We start from the raw sequence: 20,647 nt of genomic DNA, 5'->3' as shown, positions 1-20,647 counted from the left end.
CGGGAAGAACTGAATTTCCCATGGGATTCACCGCGCCAGCCGTGAAGTGTTGTGGCGCCGAACGCCGCGCCGAACGCCACGCCGGGCGCCACGCCGGACATCCCTGCAGCGCTCCCGTGGTGGTCCCATGAGGTCCCAGGCCGCCGCCCTCCCGCGCCGCGGAATGGCGAAAAGCGACTTTCGGCCGTGAATAGGCAAATATAGAGGTATGAAGGCACGCATTTTAGTGGTTGACGACGACGAAGCCCTGGCAGAGATGATCGGCATTGTGCTGCGCAATGACGGTTTTGAAGCTGTCTATTGTGCCGACGGGGCCAAGGCGCTGGAGACATTCCGCACCAACAAGCCGGACCTTGTGCTCCTGGACCTCATGCTGCCCGGCATTGACGGCATTGAAATTTGCCGGTTGATCCGGGCGGAGTCGGACGTGCCCATTGTCATGCTGACGGCCAAGTCGGACACCTCGGACGTGGTGCGCGGCCTGGAATCCGGCGCGGATGACTACGTGGCCAAGCCGTTCAAGCCCGCCGAGCTGGTGGCGCGCGTGCGCGCCCGGCTGCGCCCCGGTGACGTCAAGGCTCCGGAAACCCTGGTCATCGGCGAGATCACCATCGACGTGGCCGGCCATGCCGTGCGCCGGGCGGGGGAGCGGGTGCTGCTGACCCCCCTGGAATTCGACCTCCTGGTTGCCCTGGCGCGCAAGCCCTGGCAGGTCTTCACCCGCGAACTGCTCTTGGAGCAGGTGTGGGGCTACCGCCACGCCGCCGACACCCGCTTGGTCAATGTGCACGTCCAGCGGCTGCGGTCCAAGATCGAACGCGACCCCGAAGCTCCCGAGGTGGTCCTGACGGTCCGTGGCGTGGGTTACAAGGCCGGCCAATAGGCTGCGCGCCGCTCCCTCCGGGGGCATAATTTAGTCCAGGAACAACCATGGAAACCAGTGGCAGGACCGCAGTGAACAGGAATTCCGGCCCGTCCGGCCAGGCTGGCGCGCCCGCCCCACAGGCCACGGACGACGACGGCCCTGCGGTTTCCGCCGTTGCCGGCGCCCTGGAGGGGGCCGGGTCTCCAGACGGCCGCGTGGTGGCCTCCCCGGGCGCGCAGATCCTCCACGTCCTGACAGTGGCCGGCAAGGCCCTGTGGCGTGCCGCCCGGAAGGTGGGCCGTACGCTGGCCCGGCGCTGGCGCACCTCGCTGCAGTTCCGAACCGTCTTCACCACGCTGGTCATCGCGTCCGTTGCTGTGGTGGGCGTGGGCGGATACCTTGCGGGGCAGATCTCCAGCGGGCTGTTCAAGGAACGCCTGGCCCAGGCACAGCAGGATTCGGCCCGCGGCGCCACGCAGGTCCAGGACAATTTTTCCAATGCCAGTGTCAGTGACCAGCCCCGGGTGTCGTCCTATGTGAAGGACACCCTCGGCCTGCTCGCCGTGGGCGCAGCCGACGACAACCGCAAGTACCTCCTGGTGAAGATTCCCGGCCAGACCAGCAAACTGGCCGTCATCTCCTCCGATTCGGGCGGCGTCACCTCCGCCATCATCCCGGATACGCTGCGTGCAGCAGTGCAGGCCAACGATACCGGACAGTTTTGGCAGTCGATCAGCCTGCCCGTCGGATCATCTGGTTCCCATCCCGCCGTCGTGGTGGGCAACCAGGTGGAGCTGCTGCAGACCAAGTACGAGCTGTACATGATCTATGACCTCAACAGCGCCCAGCTCACCCTCAACTACATCCAGTCCGTGTTGTGGCTGGCAGGCGCCATCCTGCTGCTTTTGATCGGTGCCATTGCCTGGTATGTAACGCGCACAGTGGTCAAGCCAGTCAGCCAGGCGGCCGCCGTGTCGGAAAAGCTGGCGGCCGGCGAACTCGAGGAGCGCATGCAAGTGGTCGGCGAGGACGAGATGGCGCGGCTGGCCACGTCCTTCAACAAGATGGCCACGTCCCTGCAGGACCAGATCAACGCCCTGGCCACCCTCTCGGAGATGCAGCAGCGCTTTGTCTCCGACGTCTCCCACGAGTTGCGAACGCCGCTGACCACAGTTCGCATGGCAGCCGAAGTCCTGTTCGACGCCCGCGACGGATTCGACCCCGTCAACAAGCGCTCCTCGGAGCTGCTGTTCCACCAGGTGGAGCGTTTTGAACTGCTGCTCGCCGACCTGCTGGAAATTTCCCGCTTTGACGCCGGCGTTGCGGACCTTGATGTCGAGTCGCTGGACATTTTCTCCGTCATCCACTCCGTCATAGACGTTGCAGCCCCCGTGGCGGACGCCAACCACTCCGAACTTTCCGTGGTCACCCGGCTGCGCAGCCACAAGTGCGTCGTGGAAATGGATGCCCGCCGGATCGACAGGATCCTGCGCAACCTGGTGCTCAATGCGGTGGAGCACAGCGAGGGCAAGCCGGTGAAAATTTTTGTCTCGGCGGACGAACACGCCGTGGCCGTGGCGGTGCGCGACTATGGGGTTGGCATGTCCCCGGATGCCCTGGGCCACGTGTTTGACCGGTTCTGGCGCGCCGATCCCGCCCGCGCCCGCACCACCGGCGGCAGCGGGCTGGGACTGTCCATCGCCACGGAAGACGCCAGGCTGCACGGCGGCTGGCTGGAGGCCTGGGGTGTGCCCGGCAAGGGCTCCTGCTTCAGGCTGACCCTGCCCCGCACGCGCGGCGGCGTGCTGACGCATTCCCCGGTCCCGCTCCCTCCGGACAGCGGCGCCGGGGCGGCGTCCCTGAACCTGAACACGGGGCCCATCCTGACCAACACGGGCGCCATGGGCGTGGTCGGCGCGCTCGGCGGCATCAGCCCCGCCCTCCACGGCGAACCGCCGGCCGCCGGCACTGCCGCACGGACGGAGCTCCCGTGAGAGAGTCCAACGCATTGTCGGTGCCGGGACGGGCACGCGCCGCAGTCCTGCTGTCCGCCCTGGTGATGGCCGTCGTCGTACTTTTTGTGGCGGCAGGCTGCGCGGCCATTCCCACACGGGGCCCGGTGGGAAAGAGCGATCCGGTGCTGCCCCACAGCAACAACATCAACGTCAGCTTCCAGCAGTTTGCCCCCGTGGCGGGCGCATCCCCGGAAAGCATCATCCGCGGTTTCATTGAGTCCGGTACCGGCATCAGCGACGACTACCAGGTGGCGCGGCAGTACCTGACCGCGGGGCTGGCGCAGTCGTGGGCCCCGGACAAGCGGACGCTGGTGTACAAGAACGCGTTTTCCGTGGCACCGGGCCCGGACAAGGGCACGTACAAGGTCACCTTTGACGTGGCGTCCACGGTGGATGCCAATGGCGTCCTCACCCCGGCGGACACCGGCACCACGGAGACCCTTGACATGTCCTTGGCCCAGGTGGACGGGGAGTGGCGCATCGCCAAGGCGCCCGACGGCGTGGTCCTCTCGCCCTCCACGTTCCAGGCCCTGTTCAGCCCGGTGTCGCTGTACTTTTACGACCCCTCGTTCACCCGTGGCGTGCCGGATGTCAGGTGGCTGGCCGGGCGGGCACCCAGGACGGCCACTGCCATTGTGCGCGCCATGCTGGCCGGCCCTGCGCCGTACCTCAAGGGCGCGGTGGTCAGTGCCTTCCCCAACGGGATAGCCCTGGAACGGGATTCCGTGCCGGTCAACAACGGCATTGCGAAGGTGGGGCTCACGGCGCAGCCGCTCCTGGCCACCAGCGTGCGCCAGCGCCAGCAGATGCGGGCGCAGCTGCTCCTGACGCTGCAGAAGGCCCTCAGTACGGTGACCGACCTGCAGTTCCTGGCCGACGAGCGTGAAGTGGACATGGGCGGCTCCTCCGATGTGGTGGCCCCGATGATCCTGGATTCGGCGGTGCCGTCAACCCAGGTGGCGCTGTCAAAGAACGAGCTGGTCACGTTCGACGGCAGCAAGGTTTCGGCAATTTCCGGCCTGGCGTCCATTGCGAATTTGGCGCCTTCCGCCCCCGCCGTTTCCTACTCCGGGAATGAATTTGCCTTCCTCGCCGGCGGTGGCGGCCAGGTGTACAAGGTGTCTCCGGGGCAGGTGCCGGCGGTGGCTGCCGTTGGCACGGCCCTGACCCCGCCCTCCTTTGCCCCGAACGGATGGCTGTGGACGGCCGCGGGTGACGGTTCCGGGACCGTCATGGCCATCAACGCCAATCCCGGCGCCAAGGAAACCCAGCCCGTGGTGCTCACGGTGCCCTGGCTGGCGGGGCGGCACGTGACCACCCTGCGGGTGTCCCGGGACGGCACGCGCGCGTTGGTCATTTCGGATGCTGACGGGGTGACCCGCGTGTCGATCACCGGCATTTTCACCTCAGGCGACATGCCCAAGGAGCTGACGCAGCCCGCAACGCTGGTCGACCCCGGCAACCCCACAGTGGGTGTGTGGGTGGATGATTCCAGCGTTGCCGTCATGGCGCCTGCAGTCTCGGCACCGGTCACCATCCAGATTCTGGACCTGGCCCTGGACCCCGTGCCGCTCCCGGCAATTGCCGGCGCCCAGTGGCTCAGCGCCGGCGCCGGGGTGCGCAACGTCCACGCGCAGACCTCGGAAGGCATCTTCAACAACGTGGGCAACAGGTGGGAGCCGTCCGTCAAGTCGCTGCGCCAGGCAGCCTTCGCCGGTTAGCGCCCTCCACAGGCCCAGCCCGTGCTGCGCCTTTCCACAGTCCGCGCCTTTGGCCTGCACGACGGCGGCTGGCTGGCCCATGCTTGAACGATGGGCGTAGCGGTGGTGGGCGAGCAGGGCCGGGAACCGGCGTTCGACGGCGGCCGGCACCGGGAGTTGCCCGCCCGCCGGTGGGTGCGGGCCTGGCTCTGGGCGGAAAGTGCGTGGCGCGACTTTCTCTACCTGGTGATGCCGGCCGAATGCGTTTCCTGCGGGCGCGAGGACGCCGCCCTGTGCCCCGGCTGTGCACGGTTGCTGCGGCTGCAGGCGCGCACGCCCTATCGCGCCGAGGGTTCCGCGGATGCGCTGGTCAGCGTCTTCGGGCAGGTGTTGCTGCCTGTGGTGGCGGCGGGCGAGTACCGCGACGTCCTGGCCGCCACGATCCTGGCGTTCAAGAACCACGGCCGCACCGAACTTGCCTCCGTGCTGGGACGCCGCCTGGCGCGGGGGATGGACAGCCTGCCCGGACTGCTGCCCGGGGCCGCCGGCCGCGACCTGGTGCTGGTGCCCGTCCCGAGCACGGGAAGCGGCTGGCGGCGGCGCGGCTACGATCCGGTGGCCATGCTGCTGCGAGCCGTCCAGCGGGAGCGGCGGGTCCCTGCCGGCACCGTCATCGTGCCCGCCCTTGCCGCCAGGGCGCGGCCGCCCTGGCGGCGGCACCACCAAAAGGGCTTGGGCCGGGCCGCCCGCCGGCGCAACGTCCGCAACAGCATGCGACTTCGGGCTGGGCTCCCGTGGGGGATTCGGCCGGCAGCGAACCTGGCCGGCGCGTTTGTGGTGGTCGTTGACGACGTCCTGACCACCGGCTCCACTGTCCGCGAAGCGGCCCAAACATTGGAAATATGCGGGGCCCGCGTGGTCGGCGCCCTGGTGCTGGCAGCAGCCAGGGCCCCCGGTGGTGACACGGTTGAAGGCCCGCGGGAAGGACTCGCCGAAAATAGTTTGTGCACAAAAGATGAATAAACGGATTCAGTGAACTAACGTGAGTGAACGGGTACCTCTTTGAGGGGAAACCACCCGTCGGCGGCCAGGAACGTAACGTGGATTGCTAGCCGGCCGCCGTGTCACCGAAGTTATTTGGAGGGCACCATGGAGTTCATGATCAGCGGTCGCAACCTGAGTGTTTCAGACCGTTTCCGCGAATACGCCGGCGAAAAGCTCACGAAGATCGAGCAGCTGGCCAACAAGGTCCAGCGTGTCGATGTCAAGGTTTCCAAGGAGACCAAGTCCCGTACTGCAGATTCCCCCCTCACCGTGGAGCTCACCGTGCTGGGCAGGGGACCGGTGATCCGCGCTGAGGCGGCTGCCTCGGACAAGTTCGCTGCTTTTGACCTGGCCTACGGCAAGCTGCTGGAGCGGCTGCGCCGGGCCAAGGACAGGAAGAAGGTCCACCACGGCCGCCACGCCCCGGTGGCCGTCAACACCGCCACGGGGTCCCTTGCCCCGGTCAGCAGCACCGAGCCCATCTACGCGCAGACCGAACCGGCTGCCGTGGCGGACAGGTCCCCCTACGAAATTGAGAATGACATCCCCGCGGGGGATTCGCCCGTGTTGATCCGCCGCAAGGTGTTTCCGGCCACCGCGCTTACCCTGGACGACGCCGTGGACAACATGGAACTGGTGGGGCACGACTTCTACCTCTTCATTGACTCGGCCACCGGCATCCCGTCCGTGGTGTACCGCCGCCGCGGCTGGACCTACGGGGTGATTTCCCTCGACGCCAATGCCGATCAGGGCGAAGGTTCCGAGGAAATTTCGGCCTACCGCTCACCAGATGAGCCAGCCCGGGTGTAGTGTCGTCGCGGGGCCCGCCCCCACCACCGCACTTGAACAGCAATCGATCCCAAGGAGCACCACGCATGGCTGCAAGCCTGAGCCTGTCACAGGCCCGGCGCATTGCACTCAACGCACAGGGACTCGCCGAAGTCCGGCCCACCCAACCCGCCACTGCGCGGGCGGTGGGCCGGACTTTTGAGCAACTGCAGCTGGTGCAGATCGATTCCGTCAACATCCTCTCCCGTAGCCACTTCCTGCCGTTCTTCTCCCGGCTGGGCGACTATGACCGCAACATCCTGGGCACCCTTTCCGGCACAGCGCCGCGCAAGATGATGGAATATTGGGCCCACGAGGCAAGCTTCATCCGGCCCGGACATTTCCACGACCTGCTCTTGTGGCAAAACAGGAAATGGGTGGGCGCCAGCAGTCTCGACCCGGCACTGCGGGACTCCCTGGAGGGCCGGATCCTCGAACTCCTGGCACATAGCCGCCCCCTGACAGCCCGCCAGGTCAAGGACCGCATAGGCCATGTTGAGACAAAAAACCACGATGAGTGGGGGTGGAACTGGAGCGCCGTCAAGCGAACCCTGGAGGGCCTCTTCGAGGCAGGCGTGGTGGGTGCCGCTTCCAGGAATGACCAGTTTGAGCGCCGGTACTCGGTTGTGGACAAGGTTCTTCCCCCCGCCCATCGCAGGAACGCATCGGCGGACGGCGGCAAGGACGCAGCCATGGACCGGCTCATCGAGGCGGCCGCGCGCGCCCACGGCATCGGCACCCTGCGCTGTTTTGCCGACTACTTCCGCCTGCCGGCACGGGAGGCGGCACGCTCCGTGCAGCAGCTGGTCTCCGAAGGCGTGCTTGAAGCCGTCACCGTGGACGGCTGGAATGCGCCCACGTACCTGCATGCGGCAGCACGAATCCCCCGCAGGGCCCGGGGCCGGGCGCTGCTGAGCCCCTTCGATTCCCTCGTGTTTGAACGGAAACGGCTCGAGCAACTTTTTGGTTTCCACTACCGCCTGGAAATCTACACGCCGGCCCCCAAACGAAAGTTCGGCTACTACGTGCTGCCGTTTCTGCTGGGCGAAACCATGGCCGCCCGGGTGGACCTGAAGGCGGACCGGCAGGCCGGGCGGCTGGAAGTTCGCGGCGCGTATGCCGAGGCCGGCGCCCCGGCCGAAACTGCGATCGAGCTCGCAGCCGAGTTGGAGCTCATGGCCCGCTGGCTGGGACTGTCCGGCGTCGTCGTGCTCCCCCAGGGGGACCTGGCGGCTGAGCTGGGCCGGGAAATGCGAAGGAGCGCGCCCGCCGTGCCGGATGGAACGTGACGGCGGGCATTCAGGCAATACCCGGCCGGACGTGGAAAACTGGACGTTCGGTGTGCATCTTCTCACGTAGACTGGTCACGCCACTTTTAGGCAGCCACAGATTGGGAGCAATTTCGTGCCATCACTTCTTGAGCGGGTTCTTCGTACGGGCGATCGCAAGACGCTCAAACGACTTAACGTGCTCGCTGACGCCATTGATTCCCTGGAAGAGCCCTTCCAGACTTTCACCGACGCGGAGCTGCGTGAGGAAACGGACAAGCTGAAGCTTCGGCACACGGAAGGCGAGTCCCTCGACAACCTGCTGCCGGAGGCGTTCGCCGCCGTGCGTGAGGCATCCTCGCGCACCCTGGGCCTGCGGCACTTCCGCGTCCAGCTGATGGGCGGCGCCGCCCTGCACCTGGGCAACATTGCCGAAATGAAGACTGGTGAGGGCAAGACCCTCGTCGCCACGGCCCCGGCCTACCTGAATGCGCTGGGCGGCAAGGGCGTCCACGTGGTCACGGTGAACGACTACCTGGCCCAGTACCAATCAGATTTGATGGGGCGAGTCTTCCGGTTCCTGGGCCTGACCAGCGGCTGCATCATTTCCAACCAGGACCCTGAAGTGCGCCGCGCCCAGTACGCCGCGGATATCACGTACGGCACCAACAACGAGTTTGGCTTTGACTACTTGCGCGACAACATGGCCTGGAGCAAGGACGAACTGGTCCAGCGCGGCCACAACTTTGCCATTGTCGATGAGGTTGACTCCATCCTCATTGACGAGGCCCGCACGCCGCTGATCATTTCCGGCCCCGCCTCCGGCGACGCCAACCGCTGGTACGGCGAATTCGCCAAGGTGGTGCTGCGCCTGGACAACGAGGACGACTACGAGGTCGACGAAAAGAAGCGCACCGTCGGCGTCCTTGAAGGCGGCATTGAAAAGGTCGAGGACTACCTGGGCATTTCCAACCTGTATGAATCCGCCAACACCCCACTGATCGGGTTCCTGAACAACGCCATCAAGGCCAAGGAGCTGTTCAAGCGCGACAAGGACTACGTCATCATGGACGGCGAGGTCCTCATCGTTGACGAGCACACCGGGCGCATCCTGCCGGGCCGGCGCTACAACGAGGGCATGCACCAGGCCATCGAGGCGAAGGAGGGCGTGGAAATCAAGGCGGAGAACCAGACCCTGGCCACCGTGACCTTGCAGAACTACTTCCGCCTGTATGAAAAGCTCTCCGGCATGACCGGCACCGCCGAAACCGAAGCCAGCGAATTCATGGGCACGTACTCCCTCGGAGTGGTCCCGATCCCCACCAACATGCCCATGCGCCGTGTCGACCAGCCCGACCTCGTCTACAAAAACGAGGTGGTGAAGTTCGACGCCGTCGTGGAGGACATTGCCAACCGCCACGAGACCGGCCAGCCCGTCCTGGTGGGAACCACCAGCGTGGAAAAGAGCGAATACCTCTCCAAGAAACTGGCGGAAAAGGGCGTCAAGCACGAGGTCCTCAACGCCAAGAACCACGCCCGTGAGGCCGCCATTGTGGCCCAGGCCGGGCGCCTCGGTGCGGTCACCGTCGCCACGAACATGGCCGGACGCGGCACCGACATCATGCTCGGCGGAAACGCCGAATTCAACGCGGTGGCCGCCTTGGCAGCCCAGGGCCTGGACCCTGAAGAAACGCCGGAGGAGTACGAGTCGGCGTGGCATGACGCCTTTGAGGCAGCCAAACTCGCGGTGAAGGACGAGCACGAAGCCGTCCTGGAAGCCGGCGGCCTGTACGTGCTGGGCACCGAGCGCCACGAATCCCGCCGCATCGACAACCAGCTGCGCGGCCGTTCCGGGCGCCAGGGCGACCCGGGCGAATCCCGCTTCTACCTCTCGCTTACCGACGACCTGATGCGCCTGTTCAACTCCGGTGCCGCGGAGCGGCTCATGTCACGCTCCTCCATGCCGGACGACGTCGCGCTGGAATCGAAGCTGGTGTCCAAGGCGATTGCCTCGGCCCAGGGCCAGGTTGAAGGACGCAATGCCGAGCAGCGCAAGAACGTCCTGAAGTACGACGACGTCCTGAACCGCCAGCGCGAGGCCATCTACGGAGATCGCCGCCGCATCCTGGAAGGCGACGACCTCCACGAAAAGGTCCAGTACTTTCTGGAAGACACCGTCAATGAAATCATTGATGCCACCCTCAACGAGGGCCACCCCGGGGACTGGGACTTCAACTCGCTGTGGTCCAACCTGCGCACCATCTACCCTGTGTCCATTTCAGTCGACGACCTTGCCGAGGAGGCCGGCGGCCCCGGCCGCATCACCGGTGAAATGCTCAAGACAGAACTGCTGTCCGACGCGCAGGTGGCCTACCGCGAACGCGAAATGGCGCTGGGCTCGGAGACCATGCGCGAGCTTGAACGCCGCGTGGTGCTTTCCGTGGTGGGCCGCAAGTGGCAGGAACACCTCTACGAGATGGACTACCTCAAGGAAGGCATTGGCCTGCGGGCCATGGCCCAGCGCGACCCGTTGGTGGAATACCAGCGCGAGGGCTTTGAAATGTTCCAGGCCATGATGGCCGCCATCCGCGAGGAGAGCGTTGGCTTCCTGTTCAACCTGGAAGTCCAGGTCGAAAATGCCCCTGAAACCGCCGTAGGCGTCGTGGCGGAAGCACCCGCAGGACTCATGGACCGCGTTTCCGGAGCCGCCTCAGGGGCTGCAGGCGATGAGGCCGTGCATGCCGCCCCGCGGATTACGGCCCCCGGGCTCGAAGCCCCGGCCAAGCCTGCCCAGCTGCAGTTCACGGCCCCCGACGCCCAGGGCGACGCCGAGGTCCATGTGGAACGGCGCTCCAGCGGCGACGGCCTGCCGCCGTCGGCCAAGCGGTCCGGCAACAAGAAGAAGAGCAAGAAGAAGCGCTAGCCGATCTGCAGTGCCGTGACCTTCCAGGTGCCGCGGGACTCCTCGAAACGCATGGCGATGGCTCGGAACCGCGTGCTGTCGGCAATCACGACAGACGTTTCGTAGATTCCCGGGCACACCGGGCTGCAGTGGATTGAATGGACCATCGGCTGGCGGTGCAGTGTTCGGACGTTGTCGGCAGTTCCGCCCGCTGTTGCGCCGGGGGCGCGGTCATGGCTCAGGCGGCGGTCCTGGGCGGCGCAGGCCGAGGCGTGCAGCCTGGCCCGCGTGGTCAGGGCGCTGAAGCACCTGGTGTCCAGCCAACGGGCAAGCTGCTGGACCGAACGGGCGCCGCTGAGCACTTCAAGGGTTGCCAGTGCGATCTTGCGCGTCATCTCCGCCACCAGCGCCCGTTCCGACTTCATCGGGTCCAGGACGGTGGCGATAGGGCCGGCGGTGCCTGGCCGGGCTGTCGTGCCGGCCGCGGCAGCGGCCGCGGTGAGGCGCTGCGGCATCCTGACGACAGTTCCCACCGAGTCAGCGCCCGAGTTGCCTGCTGTAGTTGGCGCCGGACGCCGGACCAGCGGTGTAATGGTGGCAGTTTCTTCCGGAATGGCCATGGTGCTCATGAATTTCCCCTTTGAACAGTGCGTTGTGATTCGCTTGCTTTAGACTTTTGGTGCGGTGCTCCCGCCGAGATTTTGAAGTGTTGCGTCCACCCTGACCGTTCACCTGAATTCCGGTCAGCTGAACGGCGTCAGGAGCACCTGGCCCGGCAGAATGATGTTGGGGTCGGGGCCGATGACCGCCCTGTTGGCCTGGTACCACCGCGGCCAGGCGTCGGCGACTTCCACATCGCTGGCATCCGGGCCCAGCGCGGTGGCAACGATGGACCACAGGCTGTCCCCGCCCTGAACAACCACTGTGCCCGCCCCGGATTCCGGGACCGGCCTGTCCCGATCGTTGCTGGAACGCTGCCCGGTGGCGGGAAGCCCGGTGGCAGGGCGCCGTGCAGGGCTGACCAGGGGCCCGGGATCCGTGGCCGGACCGTGCGGGGTCCACGCCGGATTGACGCCCATGCCGCCCGCGACCCCCGCGCCGCCAGTGTCCCCGCCACTTTCGCCGGCCGTGGCGGCCACTCCGGGAATGGCAGGAGCGGCGGCCACTGTGCCGGCACGCCAGCTGGGGTCGACGGGTGCAGTGGCGCCACCCTCGGCCATGGCCATGGGCGCGGCCATCAGGTTCAGGCCCAGAACGGCAGCCACCAGGCGCCGCATGAATGCCGGCGACCAGGCCGCCGCACCGGCTGCCAGCCGAGGCCGGCCCGACAAATGGGCAACCGTTGATATCAGTGCGCCGAGGAGGGCCACCAGCCACCACAGCGCCACGGCAATTCCGGCCCCGGCAGACAGGGCACCAATTAGTTCTTCCAAGCGCAGCGGGCCGGCGCCGCCTGCCAGCCGGTGTCGCAGCAGCGTGCTGCCGGCGAAGACCAGCGATGCACCCAAGACAAGGATGGCCACGACCATGGCCGCGTCGGCACCCAGCTGCTTCTTCATGCTTCCCCCGATTGCTACTTGGTATTTGAACGTCTTTGACAACGTTTGATGTGTTCTAAGTCATTTTGACCCTCTTCCAATCTGTTTGTCCATACCCTGGTGAAAATTGTGGACGGCGTCCGGCTTGACGGCGCGGAACGGTGCCCATAGCGTGGCGGCATGCGATGGGACGGGCTTTTTGGGGACCTGGATGCACAATGGCATGCGGCCGAGCAGCAGGACCTCGAGCTGAGGGTCAACGAGCTGGCGAGGATGGAGGCTGCCCGGCTGACGCTTGCCGACGCCCTGCGGGGTGGATTGGGGGGTGAAGTTGGCGCAGTGCTGCGCAACGGCGTCGCCCACCATGGCCTGCTCCAGCGGGTGGAAGACCAGTGGATGCTGCTGCTGGAGGGGGGACGCTCGGTGGTCGTGCCGCTGGCCAAGGTCCTGCGCGTGTCGGGCCTGGGGCCGGCGAGGGCGTCCCGGCGCGGCAGGGTGCACCACTCCCTGGCGGCAGCGCTGCGTGTCCTGGCCCGCAACCGTGCCGTGGTGGTCCTGGAATTGGAGTCAATTCAGCCGAGCAGGTTGCGGGGCGTGTTGGACCAGGTGGGCGCGGATTATGTGGTGGTTCAGCAATTGGCCGACGGCGTGGTGCGGGCCCGTGACAATCAGCAGGGCCGCGTGGTGGTTCCCGTGGAGGCGATGGTGTCCATCATGTCCGCGGCGGACAATGAGTTCTAGCGGGGTTGTTTTGCGGCCGGCTGCGCTGCGTTTTCGGACGCGAGCATGGCGCGTGCTGCGGAATGGCGGTCTTCGATGAACTGTTCAAACTTGGCCTCGTCCACGCGCCACTGCCCCCGCCCGCCGATCTGGAACGCCGGGAGCTCGCCGCTGTGGACCAGCTGGTAGCACGCCGCTGCAGAGATTTGAAGTTGTTCGGCCACGTCGGCCAGGGTCAGGAATCTAGGCATGGCTCCAGTATCCTCCCTTTTGCCACGGTTTGCACTGGTTATCCACTGTTTGCTCTCGTCAAGCACCAAAACGCAATTCCCGGTTTATCCACAGAATTACGCCATTTGGTGTTTGGGGCTATCCCGGGGGACGGATTGACGGTAAGAATGAAGCACTGCGGTCCACTCCGCGTCGGGGCAAGCGCCTTGCCGCTGACATGCGCCTGGGGGCGTTGTTGCAGGTGGGCCCTTGTTGCTGGGAGGGGGCCATGGGCATGGATGGACAGGCGGAGGCGCCGCGGCTGGGCAGGCCGTCGTGGAAGGATCCACGGCTGTTGGTGGGGGTGCTGCTGGTGTTGGCGTCCGTGGCCTCCGTCGTGGCCCTGGTGGGTGGGGCGGACAAGACAGTGCCCATGTTTGTGGCGCGGGACTCGCTCGTGGTGGGGCAAAGCGTGGGACCGGAATCCTTTGGCGTGGTCCAGGTCAGGCTGGGCGACGTGGATGCAAAATACCTCAACCCGGAAAACCAGCTCCCGTCCCACGCCGTGGCCGTCCGCCTGGTCCCGAAGGGGGAGCTGGTGCCCGTTTCCAGCATTGGCGGCACTGATGCCCTTGACCGCAAGCCAGCCTCCCTGACGGTGGCCGAGCCCTTGCCAAAGGAAGTGGGCGTGGGTTCGCACGTGGACGTTTGGGTGGCCCTGCCCGACGAGCACAACGGTTACCACGAGCCGGTGCTGATGCTGCCGGGGACTGAGGTGGCGGCCCTGAACACGGCCTCCGGCGGCCTGGGTTCCGGGAAGACCACGCAGCTGCTGGTGCTGGTCAGTGACGCACAGATGCCGCGGATACTGGGCGCTGTGGCCAACAAGGCCAAGGTGGCCGTTGTGTGGAACCCGGGAGCCGGGAAATGAACGCCGTGCCTGTCGTGACGGTGGGGGACACCGGCGGGCACGCCATAGACGCCTTGGAGGGCCAGCGCGGTGCCGTCGCCGTGGTGCGCCGCTGCCCCGAATTGGCCGGCCTGCTGGCGGCCTGTCAGAGCGGGATGGCCAAGGTGGCAGTGGTTGCGGAGGGCTCCGAGGGACTCACGGCAACCTTGGTGGACCGCCTGACGGCAGTGGGGGTGGGAGTGGTTGCCGTAGCGGGCACGCCTGAAGAGGCCGGCCGGCTCCGCGGAATTGGCGCCTCGCCAGTCACGGGGGATGTGACGGCCCATGCCGTGGTCGACGCCGTGCTGGCAGCAGTCAGGGCGCGCAGTTATCCACGGTCGGCCGCCTTCAGCGTTCCCCTCGCTGCAGACGCCGACGCGCCTGCGTTGGCCGCCAGGCCGCCCGGCAATGGTGGGAGTTCCACCGGGTACGACGCCGGCTCCCGGGGCGGCGCTGTCCCGTCCGGGCGTGCTGGTGGTTCAGAAGCAGGTGCCTCCGCCGTGGGTGCCGACCAGGGCCCGACATCGCAGGGAATCTCCGGCCGGCGGGCGTTCACGGGGAAGGAACTTCCGGTTGCGGGGGAGGGCGAATCGGCCGCCGTCGTGCCTGGCCGGAAGCGGACCAAGGGCTTCGCCGTGCTCCGGGGGATGGCACGGCCCGGAAGTGGTCCGTCCCGGCTGAACAAGCTGGCGCGACACCCTCGCGGACAGGACCGCCCGCCCAAACCAGGCCACTCCCCGGGACAGGGAGCGCCGGGACGAAAAGTGGCTGCCGAGGACCCTGCCGGACTCGGGGTGCCGGCCCGGCCCGAGGCCATTGCCGTTTGGGGGCCCATTGGCTCACCGGGCCGAACCACCTTGGCTCTCAACCTGGCTGCGGAACTCGCGGCCCAGGGGCGCCGCGTACTGGTGGTGGATGCCGACAGCTACGGTGCCTCCGTGGCCGGCAGCCTGGGCCTGTTGGACGAGTCCGCCTCCTTTGCGCAGGCCTGCCGCGTTGCCGACCAGGGGGTGCTGACCCCTGCGAGCCTGTCCAAGATTTGCACCGAGGTGGTCTTCGCCGGAGGCACGTTTTTGCTGCTGACAGGCCTTACCCGGGCCGACAGGTGGCCGGAGCTGAGGGCTGCCGCCGTCGAACGGGTGCTGATCAATGCACTTGAGGTGGTGGACGCGGTGGTGGTCGACTGCGGGTTTTGCCTCGAGACCGATGAGGAACTGAGCTACGACACGGTTGCTCCCCGCCGCAATGCGGCCACCTTGGCAGTTCTGGCCCGGGCGGACACCATTTATGCCGTGGGCAGTGGCGACGCCATTGGCATTCCCCGGTTGATCCGGGCACTTGCGGAGCTGGCCGAAGGCCCCGGTGGACCACCGGGCGCCAATGTCCACGTCGTCCTGAACAAGGTGCGGCGCAAGGCCGTGGGCGGTTCCCCTGCCAAGGCCCTGGAACAGGCCTGGGAGCGGTTTGGCCCGCAGCAGCCCATCGGCCACTTCCTGCCCTGGGATGCCGAGACCACTGACAAGGCGTTGCTGGAGGGGCGGCTGCTGCTGGAGGTGTCCCCGGACTCGCCGCTGCGGCAGGCCATCCAAAAGCTCTCTTGTGCACACGTCCAACAGATTCGCAAAGCACTGTAACAATCGCCACAGCGGGGCCCGGAAATCCGGGCTAGGCTCTGTGTGAGGCCGCAAAGAAGCGGCCTTTTCTTCTTTGACGGAGGCGTTTTTTATGTCGTCTAACTCACCCACGACCGAGTCTTTACAAGACCCTTCCCGGTTGAGCCCCGGTGACCGGCAGTTCATCACCGATTACTATGTGCAATTGTCCGATGAGGACACCGCTGCCTACGATCCTGCCGTCCTTGACGCCCGGGCCTTGACGCACCGCGAGCTTGCCCAGGGGCGCGCCCCTGGAACCGTCAAAGTTGAGGTGCTGGACGAGCGCGACGCCAGCATGGTGTACATCGTTACAGACGACATGCCGTTCCTGGTTGACTCCGTCAACGCCGAACTGGTGCACCTGAACCACGCCATCCGCCTGGTGACCCACCCCATGTTCGTGGTCTCGCGGAACAAGAAGGACCACTCCCTGGCCGGGGTCAGCAAGGTGCCGTCCCACGCAGGCGTGGCCAGCGGGGACACGTCCACGCTCCCCAGCATCGCGCACCTGATTGCCGAAGGTGACAACGCCGCCCACCTCGAGTCCTGGATCGCCGTCGAGATTGCCAAGGCCGGCGACGCCGAAAAGGCCGCCCTGGTGGCAGGGCTGGAAAAGGTCCTGGCCAACGTCCGCGCCGCCGTCGAAGACTGGCCCGTCATGCGCGAAAAGGCGCTGAGCCGGGCCGAAGTGCTGGCCACCGAGCTGGCAGGGGAGTCGCTGAACGACATCCGCGAGGCCGAGGACCTGTTGCACTGGATGGACGCCGACAACTTCACATTCCTCGGCTACCGGGAATACGACCTGGTCAAGCAGGACGGCGAAGACGTGCTGGTCAACCGCGAAGGCAGCGGCCTGGGCTTGCTGCGCGACGGCTCCAGCCACCCGACCGTGCAGCACCTGACCACCACCGGCCAGCGCAAGGCGCGCGAAAAGCGCGTCCTGGTCATCACCAAGGCCAACTCCCGTTCCACGGTGCACCGCGCCGCCTACCTGGACTACATCGGCATCAAGTCCTTCGACTCCCAAGGCAACGTCAACGGCGAGCAGCGCTTCATCGGCCTGTTCTCCTCGGCCGTGTACACCGGATCGGTGCGCAACATTCCCGTGGTGCGTGAAAAGGTCGACGCCGTCCTGCGCCACTTTGGCTTCCCCCCGGACTCCCACTCCGGCAAGGACCTGTTCGCCGTGCTGGAAACCTATCCCCGCGACGAACTGTTCCAGATTGAGGTCCAGGACCTTATTGAAACCGCCAACGGAATCCTGCGCCTGGCAGAACGCCGCCGCACCCGCCTTTTCCTGCGTCCGGACATTTACGGCCGCTTCATGTCGGCCCTGATCTACATCCCCCGCGACCGCTACACCACGGCCGTCCGCCGCCGCATTGAGGATGAACTCACCCGCACCTTCAACGCCGTCTCCATCGACTTTGAAGCCCGCATGAGCGAGTCGGCGCTGGCCCGCCTGTTCTTCCGTATCCGGCTGCCCAAGGACTACTTTGTCCCGGAGGACCTCCAGACCGCAGAGCTGGAGCAGCGCCTTGTCATGGCCGCCCGGTCCTGGCCTGAGGGCATTGCCCAGGTGCTTCGGGACACCTATCCACTGGATGCTGCCGAGCCGCTGGCCGCCAAGTGGGCCGACGCCTTCCCGGCCAGCTACCGCGTGGACTTTGAGGTGGAGGACGCCCTCGAGGACATTGCACGCTTTGAGGACTTTGACAGCAACTACAAGTTGGTGGTCGAGGCCGGGACCGGCCCGGACAAGTGCGCGCCCGGCATGCACGTCTACGTGCCTGCCACCTCCCAGGACGGACGCGACGGCGACGCCCGCGTCAAGCTGTACATGGCGCACCCACAGAGCCTGAGCAACATCCTGCCGTTCTTCCACAACCTCGGCATTGAAGTCATTGACGAACGCCCGTTTGAGATCGAGACGGCGGACAAGCGCGACTTCTTCCTCTACGACCTGGGCCTGAAGTACCCGGCCGGCGTGGACCCGCTCGCCACGGCCAGCCTGCTGACTGACGCGTTCGGGGCAGCCACGACGGGAGCCAGCGAATCCGACCTCTTTGACCGGCTGGTCCTGACCGAGGGCATGGACTGGCGCCAGATCGTGATTCTTCGCGCCTACGCCAAGTACCTGCGCCAGATGGGAAACACCAACTCGTTCGGCTTCATTGCCGACACCCTGCTCCACAACGTCGCCGTCACGCGGGCGCTGGTGGAATTGTTTGAGACCCGCTTCAACCCGGCGGTTCCGGAAGAGACCCGCGTCGATCGTCTCGACGAGGTCCGCGGACGCCTCCTGGACGCCCTGGAAAAGGTGCCCACGCTGGATGCCGACCGTGTCCTGCGCACCATCGCCAACCTACTTGAATCGACACTGCGCACCAACTACTACCGCGGCCGTGACTTCCTCAGCCTCAAACTTGACCCCGCGGGGATCGACGGTTTGCCGTTCCCACGCCCCATGTTTGAAATCTGGGTATATTCCCCGCGCGTTGAAGGCGTCCACCTTCGCTTTGGCAAGGTGGCCCGAGGCGGCCTGCGCTGGTCGGACCGCCGCGAGGATTTCCGCACCGAGGTCCTGGGCCTGGTCAAGGCCCAGACCGTCAAGAACGCCGTCATCGTCCCGACGGGCGCAAAGGGCGGCTTCTTCCCCAAGCAGCTGCCCAACCCGGCCGTTGACAGGGGCGCCTGGATCACTGAAGGCAAGGAAAGCTACAAGACCTTCATCCGCGGCCTCCTCGACGTCACCGACAACCTCGTGGCCACGGCCGACGGCGAAGTGGTGGTGCCGCCGGAGAACGTGGTCCGGCATGACTCGGACGACACGTACCTGGTGGTGGCCGCGGACAAGGGGACGGCGTCGTTCTCCGACACGGCCAACGCCATTTCGGCAGAGTACGGCTTCTGGCTGGGCGATGCTTTCGCCTCCGGCGGCTCCGTCGGCTACGACCACAAGGAGATGGGCATCACGGCCCGAGGTGCCTGGGAATCCGTCAAGCGCCACTTCAGCGAGTTCGACGTCGACACCCAGGCCGAGGAGTTCACGGCAGTGGGGATTGGCGACATGTCGGGCGACGTTTTTGGCAACGGCCTGCTGCGGACCCGCCACGTTCACCTTGTGGCCGCCTTTGACCACCGGGACATCTTCCTGGACCCGAACCCGGAACCGGGCGCTGCCTTTGACGAGCGCCAGCGCCTTTATGACCTGCCGCGGTCATCATGGCAGGACTACAACAAGGAACTGATCAGTGAAGGCGGCGGCGTCTACTCCCGCACGCTCAAGTCGATACCCGTCTCCGAACAGGTCAGGGTGGTGCTGGGGCTGCCCGAGGGAACCGTCAAGCTGAGCCCGCCGGAACTGCTGCGGGCCGTGCTGCTGGCCCCCACCGACCTGCTTTACAACGGCGGAATCGGCACGTACATCAAGGCCAGCACGGAAAGCAACGCCGAAGTGGGCGACAAGGCCAATGACGCCATCCGTGTGGACGGCCGGGACCTGCGGGTCAAGGTGGTGGGTGAAGGCGGAAACCTGGGCATGACCCAGCACGGCCGCGTGGAGGCCGCCCTGCACGGGGTGATTCTGAACACCGACGCCATTGACAACTCAGCGGGTGTTGACTGTTCCGACCATGAGGTGAACATCAAGATCTTCGTGGACCGCATGGTGGCGGCCGGCAAGCTTGACACCAACGAGCGCGCAGCCTTCCTGATGTCCATGACCGAGGAAATCGGGCACCTGGTGCTTGAGGACAACATCGACCAGAACGTGCTGCTGCTCAACGACCGCCAGCGCGTGGTGGAGTGGAGCCCCAGCTACGAACGCTTCATGGACTGGCTGGAAAAGCACGGCGAGCTGGACAGGGCCATCGAGGCGCTGCCCACCAACGAGGAGCTTCACGAGCGCCTCCTGGGCGGCCAGGGACTCACCTCGCCGGAGCTGGCCGTGCTGGCCGCCTACGCCAAGATGGAACTGGCCACGGCGCTCAGCGACAGCGACCTGGCAGATGATCCGTGGTTCAAGTCGACGCTGCGCCGGTACTTCCCGGCCCAGGTGGCCGAACGCTTTGACGCCGAACTGGACACCCACCCCCTGCGACGGGAAATCATTGCCACCGTGGTGGCCAATGACATGGTGAACCTGGGCGGGATCACGTTTGCCTTCCGCGCCATGGAGGAGTCCTCCGCCGACGAAGTGGCAATTGCCAAGGCGTTCGTGGCCCTGCACGAAATCTACGACTTCGACGCCATGACTGCGGCGCTGCGCGAGTTGCCGCCGTCGTTCCCCACGGAGCAGTGGTGCACGGTGCAGCTGGACATGCGCCGGCTGCTGGACCGTGCACTGCGGTGGCTGGTCAACGAGAGCACGGGACAGCGCACCATCGCCGAGGTGATTGGCCAGTTCAAGCCTGTTGTCTCCTCGCTGGGGGCCCGCATGGGGGACTTCTTCCAGGGCGTGGACGTGGACCGCGTGCAGTTGTGGCGCGACCGTGCCAAGTCGTTCAACATGCCCGACGCCCTCGGGCTGCAGTGGGCGGAACTGTTCGAAACATTCCCCCTGCTGGATGTGGCCAAGGTCAGTGCCAGCGTGGACGAACCGGTGGAGGACGTGGCCAGCGTGTACTACGCGCTGTACAACCGCTACGGCGTGGATGCCCTGCTGGAGCGGATTACGGCACTGCCACGCAATGACCGCTGGCAGGCACTGGCCCGCGCCGCCCTGCGTGATGACCTCTACGCCACCACGGCGGACATGGCCAGCAACGTCCTGCACAGCACGGAAAACGGGACGGGCACCATGGCACGCATCGAAGGCTGGGAGGCGCAGAACAAGGAACAGCTCACGCGTGCCACCAAGATGTTTGCCGAGGTGAATGAGCTTGAGCAGGACGACATGGCCTCCTTGTCGGTAGCATTGAGGCTCTTGCGTTCGATCGTTCGGCGCTAGCA

The 20,647-nt window shown here is 66.1% G+C and carries 14 protein-coding genes; 11 read left to right on the top strand and 3 right to left on the bottom strand.

Features of this window, described 5'->3' with window-relative positions:
• The first annotated feature begins 208 nt into the window (after positions 1 to 208).
• From mtrA to secA, 7 genes are all read left to right on the top strand, one after another.
• Positions 209 to 883: an MtrAB system response regulator MtrA gene (mtrA, locus tag G6N77_RS10655; RefSeq protein ID WP_165182142.1), complete on the top strand. Its 675-nt coding sequence runs from the start codon at positions 209 to 211 to the stop codon at positions 881 to 883.
• Between the two features lie 47 nt (positions 884 to 930).
• Positions 931 to 2,859, top strand: coding sequence for an MtrAB system histidine kinase MtrB (gene mtrB / locus G6N77_RS10650; RefSeq protein ID WP_205678198.1), 1,929 nt, complete (start codon positions 931 to 933; stop codon positions 2,857 to 2,859).
• The gene (locus G6N77_RS10645) at positions 2,856 to 4,601 is read left to right on the top strand and encodes an LpqB family beta-propeller domain-containing protein (RefSeq protein WP_165182141.1); all 1,746 of its coding nucleotides are present in this window, start codon (positions 2,856 to 2,858) and stop codon (positions 4,599 to 4,601) included. The genes mtrB and G6N77_RS10645 overlap by 4 nt, the downstream gene beginning before the upstream one ends.
• A gap of 90 nt (positions 4,602 to 4,691) precedes the next feature.
• A complete protein-coding gene (locus G6N77_RS10640) occupies positions 4,692 to 5,603 on the top strand; it encodes a ComF family protein (RefSeq protein WP_165182140.1) in 912 nt (303 codons plus the stop codon).
• A gap of 126 nt (positions 5,604 to 5,729) precedes the next feature.
• Complete coding sequence (gene hpf, locus G6N77_RS10635; RefSeq protein ID WP_165182139.1) at positions 5,730 to 6,434, top strand: ribosome hibernation-promoting factor, HPF/YfiA family; 705 nt, start codon at positions 5,730 to 5,732, stop codon at positions 6,432 to 6,434.
• 65 nt (positions 6,435 to 6,499) lie between these two features.
• Positions 6,500 to 7,741: a winged helix-turn-helix domain-containing protein gene (locus G6N77_RS10630; protein WP_165182138.1), complete on the top strand. Its 1,242-nt coding sequence runs from the start codon at positions 6,500 to 6,502 to the stop codon at positions 7,739 to 7,741.
• Positions 7,742 to 7,856: 115 nt separating this feature from the next.
• A complete protein-coding gene (secA, locus tag G6N77_RS10625) occupies positions 7,857 to 10,643 on the top strand; it encodes a preprotein translocase subunit SecA (RefSeq protein WP_165182137.1) in 2,787 nt (928 codons plus the stop codon).
• Here the strand turns inward: secA and G6N77_RS10620 are convergent.
• Positions 10,640 to 11,251, bottom strand: coding sequence for an Rv3235 family protein (locus G6N77_RS10620; protein WP_165182136.1), 612 nt, complete (start codon positions 11,249 to 11,251; stop codon positions 10,640 to 10,642). The genes secA and G6N77_RS10620 overlap by 4 nt on opposite strands.
• A 114-nt stretch (positions 11,252 to 11,365) precedes the next feature.
• Positions 11,366 to 12,181 (bottom strand): LysM peptidoglycan-binding domain-containing protein, encoded by an 816-nt coding sequence (locus G6N77_RS10615; protein WP_165182135.1) that lies wholly within the window; start codon positions 12,179 to 12,181, stop codon positions 11,366 to 11,368.
• Positions 12,182 to 12,340: 159 nt separating this feature from the next.
• Between G6N77_RS10615 and G6N77_RS10610 the strand changes: the two genes are divergently transcribed.
• On the top strand, positions 12,341 to 12,901 hold the full coding sequence (locus G6N77_RS10610) for a hypothetical protein (RefSeq protein ID WP_165182134.1): 561 nt from the start codon (positions 12,341 to 12,343) through the stop codon (positions 12,899 to 12,901).
• On the opposite strand, the gene G6N77_RS10605 is transcribed toward G6N77_RS10610, so the two are convergent.
• Positions 12,898 to 13,131 carry a helix-turn-helix domain-containing protein gene (locus tag G6N77_RS10605; RefSeq protein ID WP_165182133.1) on the bottom strand — a complete coding sequence of 78 codons (234 nt, stop codon included), beginning with the start codon at positions 13,129 to 13,131 and terminating at the stop codon, positions 12,898 to 12,900. The genes G6N77_RS10610 and G6N77_RS10605 overlap by 4 nt on opposite strands.
• Before the next feature lie 248 nt (positions 13,132 to 13,379).
• Here G6N77_RS10605 and G6N77_RS10600 point away from each other — a divergent pair, with 248 nt between their 5' ends.
• The 3 genes from G6N77_RS10600 to G6N77_RS10590 all read left to right on the top strand — a co-directional run bounded on the left by G6N77_RS10600 (position 13,380) and on the right by G6N77_RS10590 (position 20,645).
• Positions 13,380 to 14,021, top strand: a complete 642-nt coding sequence (locus tag G6N77_RS10600) for a hypothetical protein (RefSeq protein WP_165182132.1) — start codon at positions 13,380 to 13,382, stop codon at positions 14,019 to 14,021.
• Positions 14,018 to 15,673 (top strand): CpaE/TadZ family protein, encoded by a 1,656-nt coding sequence (locus tag G6N77_RS19890; RefSeq protein WP_240901920.1) that lies wholly within the window; start codon positions 14,018 to 14,020, stop codon positions 15,671 to 15,673. Before G6N77_RS10600 ends, G6N77_RS19890 begins: the two co-directional genes overlap by 4 nt.
• Positions 15,674 to 15,764: 91 nt before the next feature.
• Positions 15,765 to 20,645, top strand: a complete 4,881-nt coding sequence (locus tag G6N77_RS10590; RefSeq protein ID WP_165182131.1) for an NAD-glutamate dehydrogenase — start codon at positions 15,765 to 15,767, stop codon at positions 20,643 to 20,645.
• Positions 20,646 to 20,647 lie beyond the last annotated feature (2 nt).

Source organism: Arthrobacter silviterrae (assembly GCF_011045165.1).
Classification (GTDB): domain Bacteria; phylum Actinomycetota; class Actinomycetes; order Actinomycetales; family Micrococcaceae; genus Specibacter; species Specibacter silviterrae.
The sequence above is the reverse complement of the archived record's forward strand: the minus strand, read 5'-3'. Positions and strand labels throughout refer to the sequence as shown.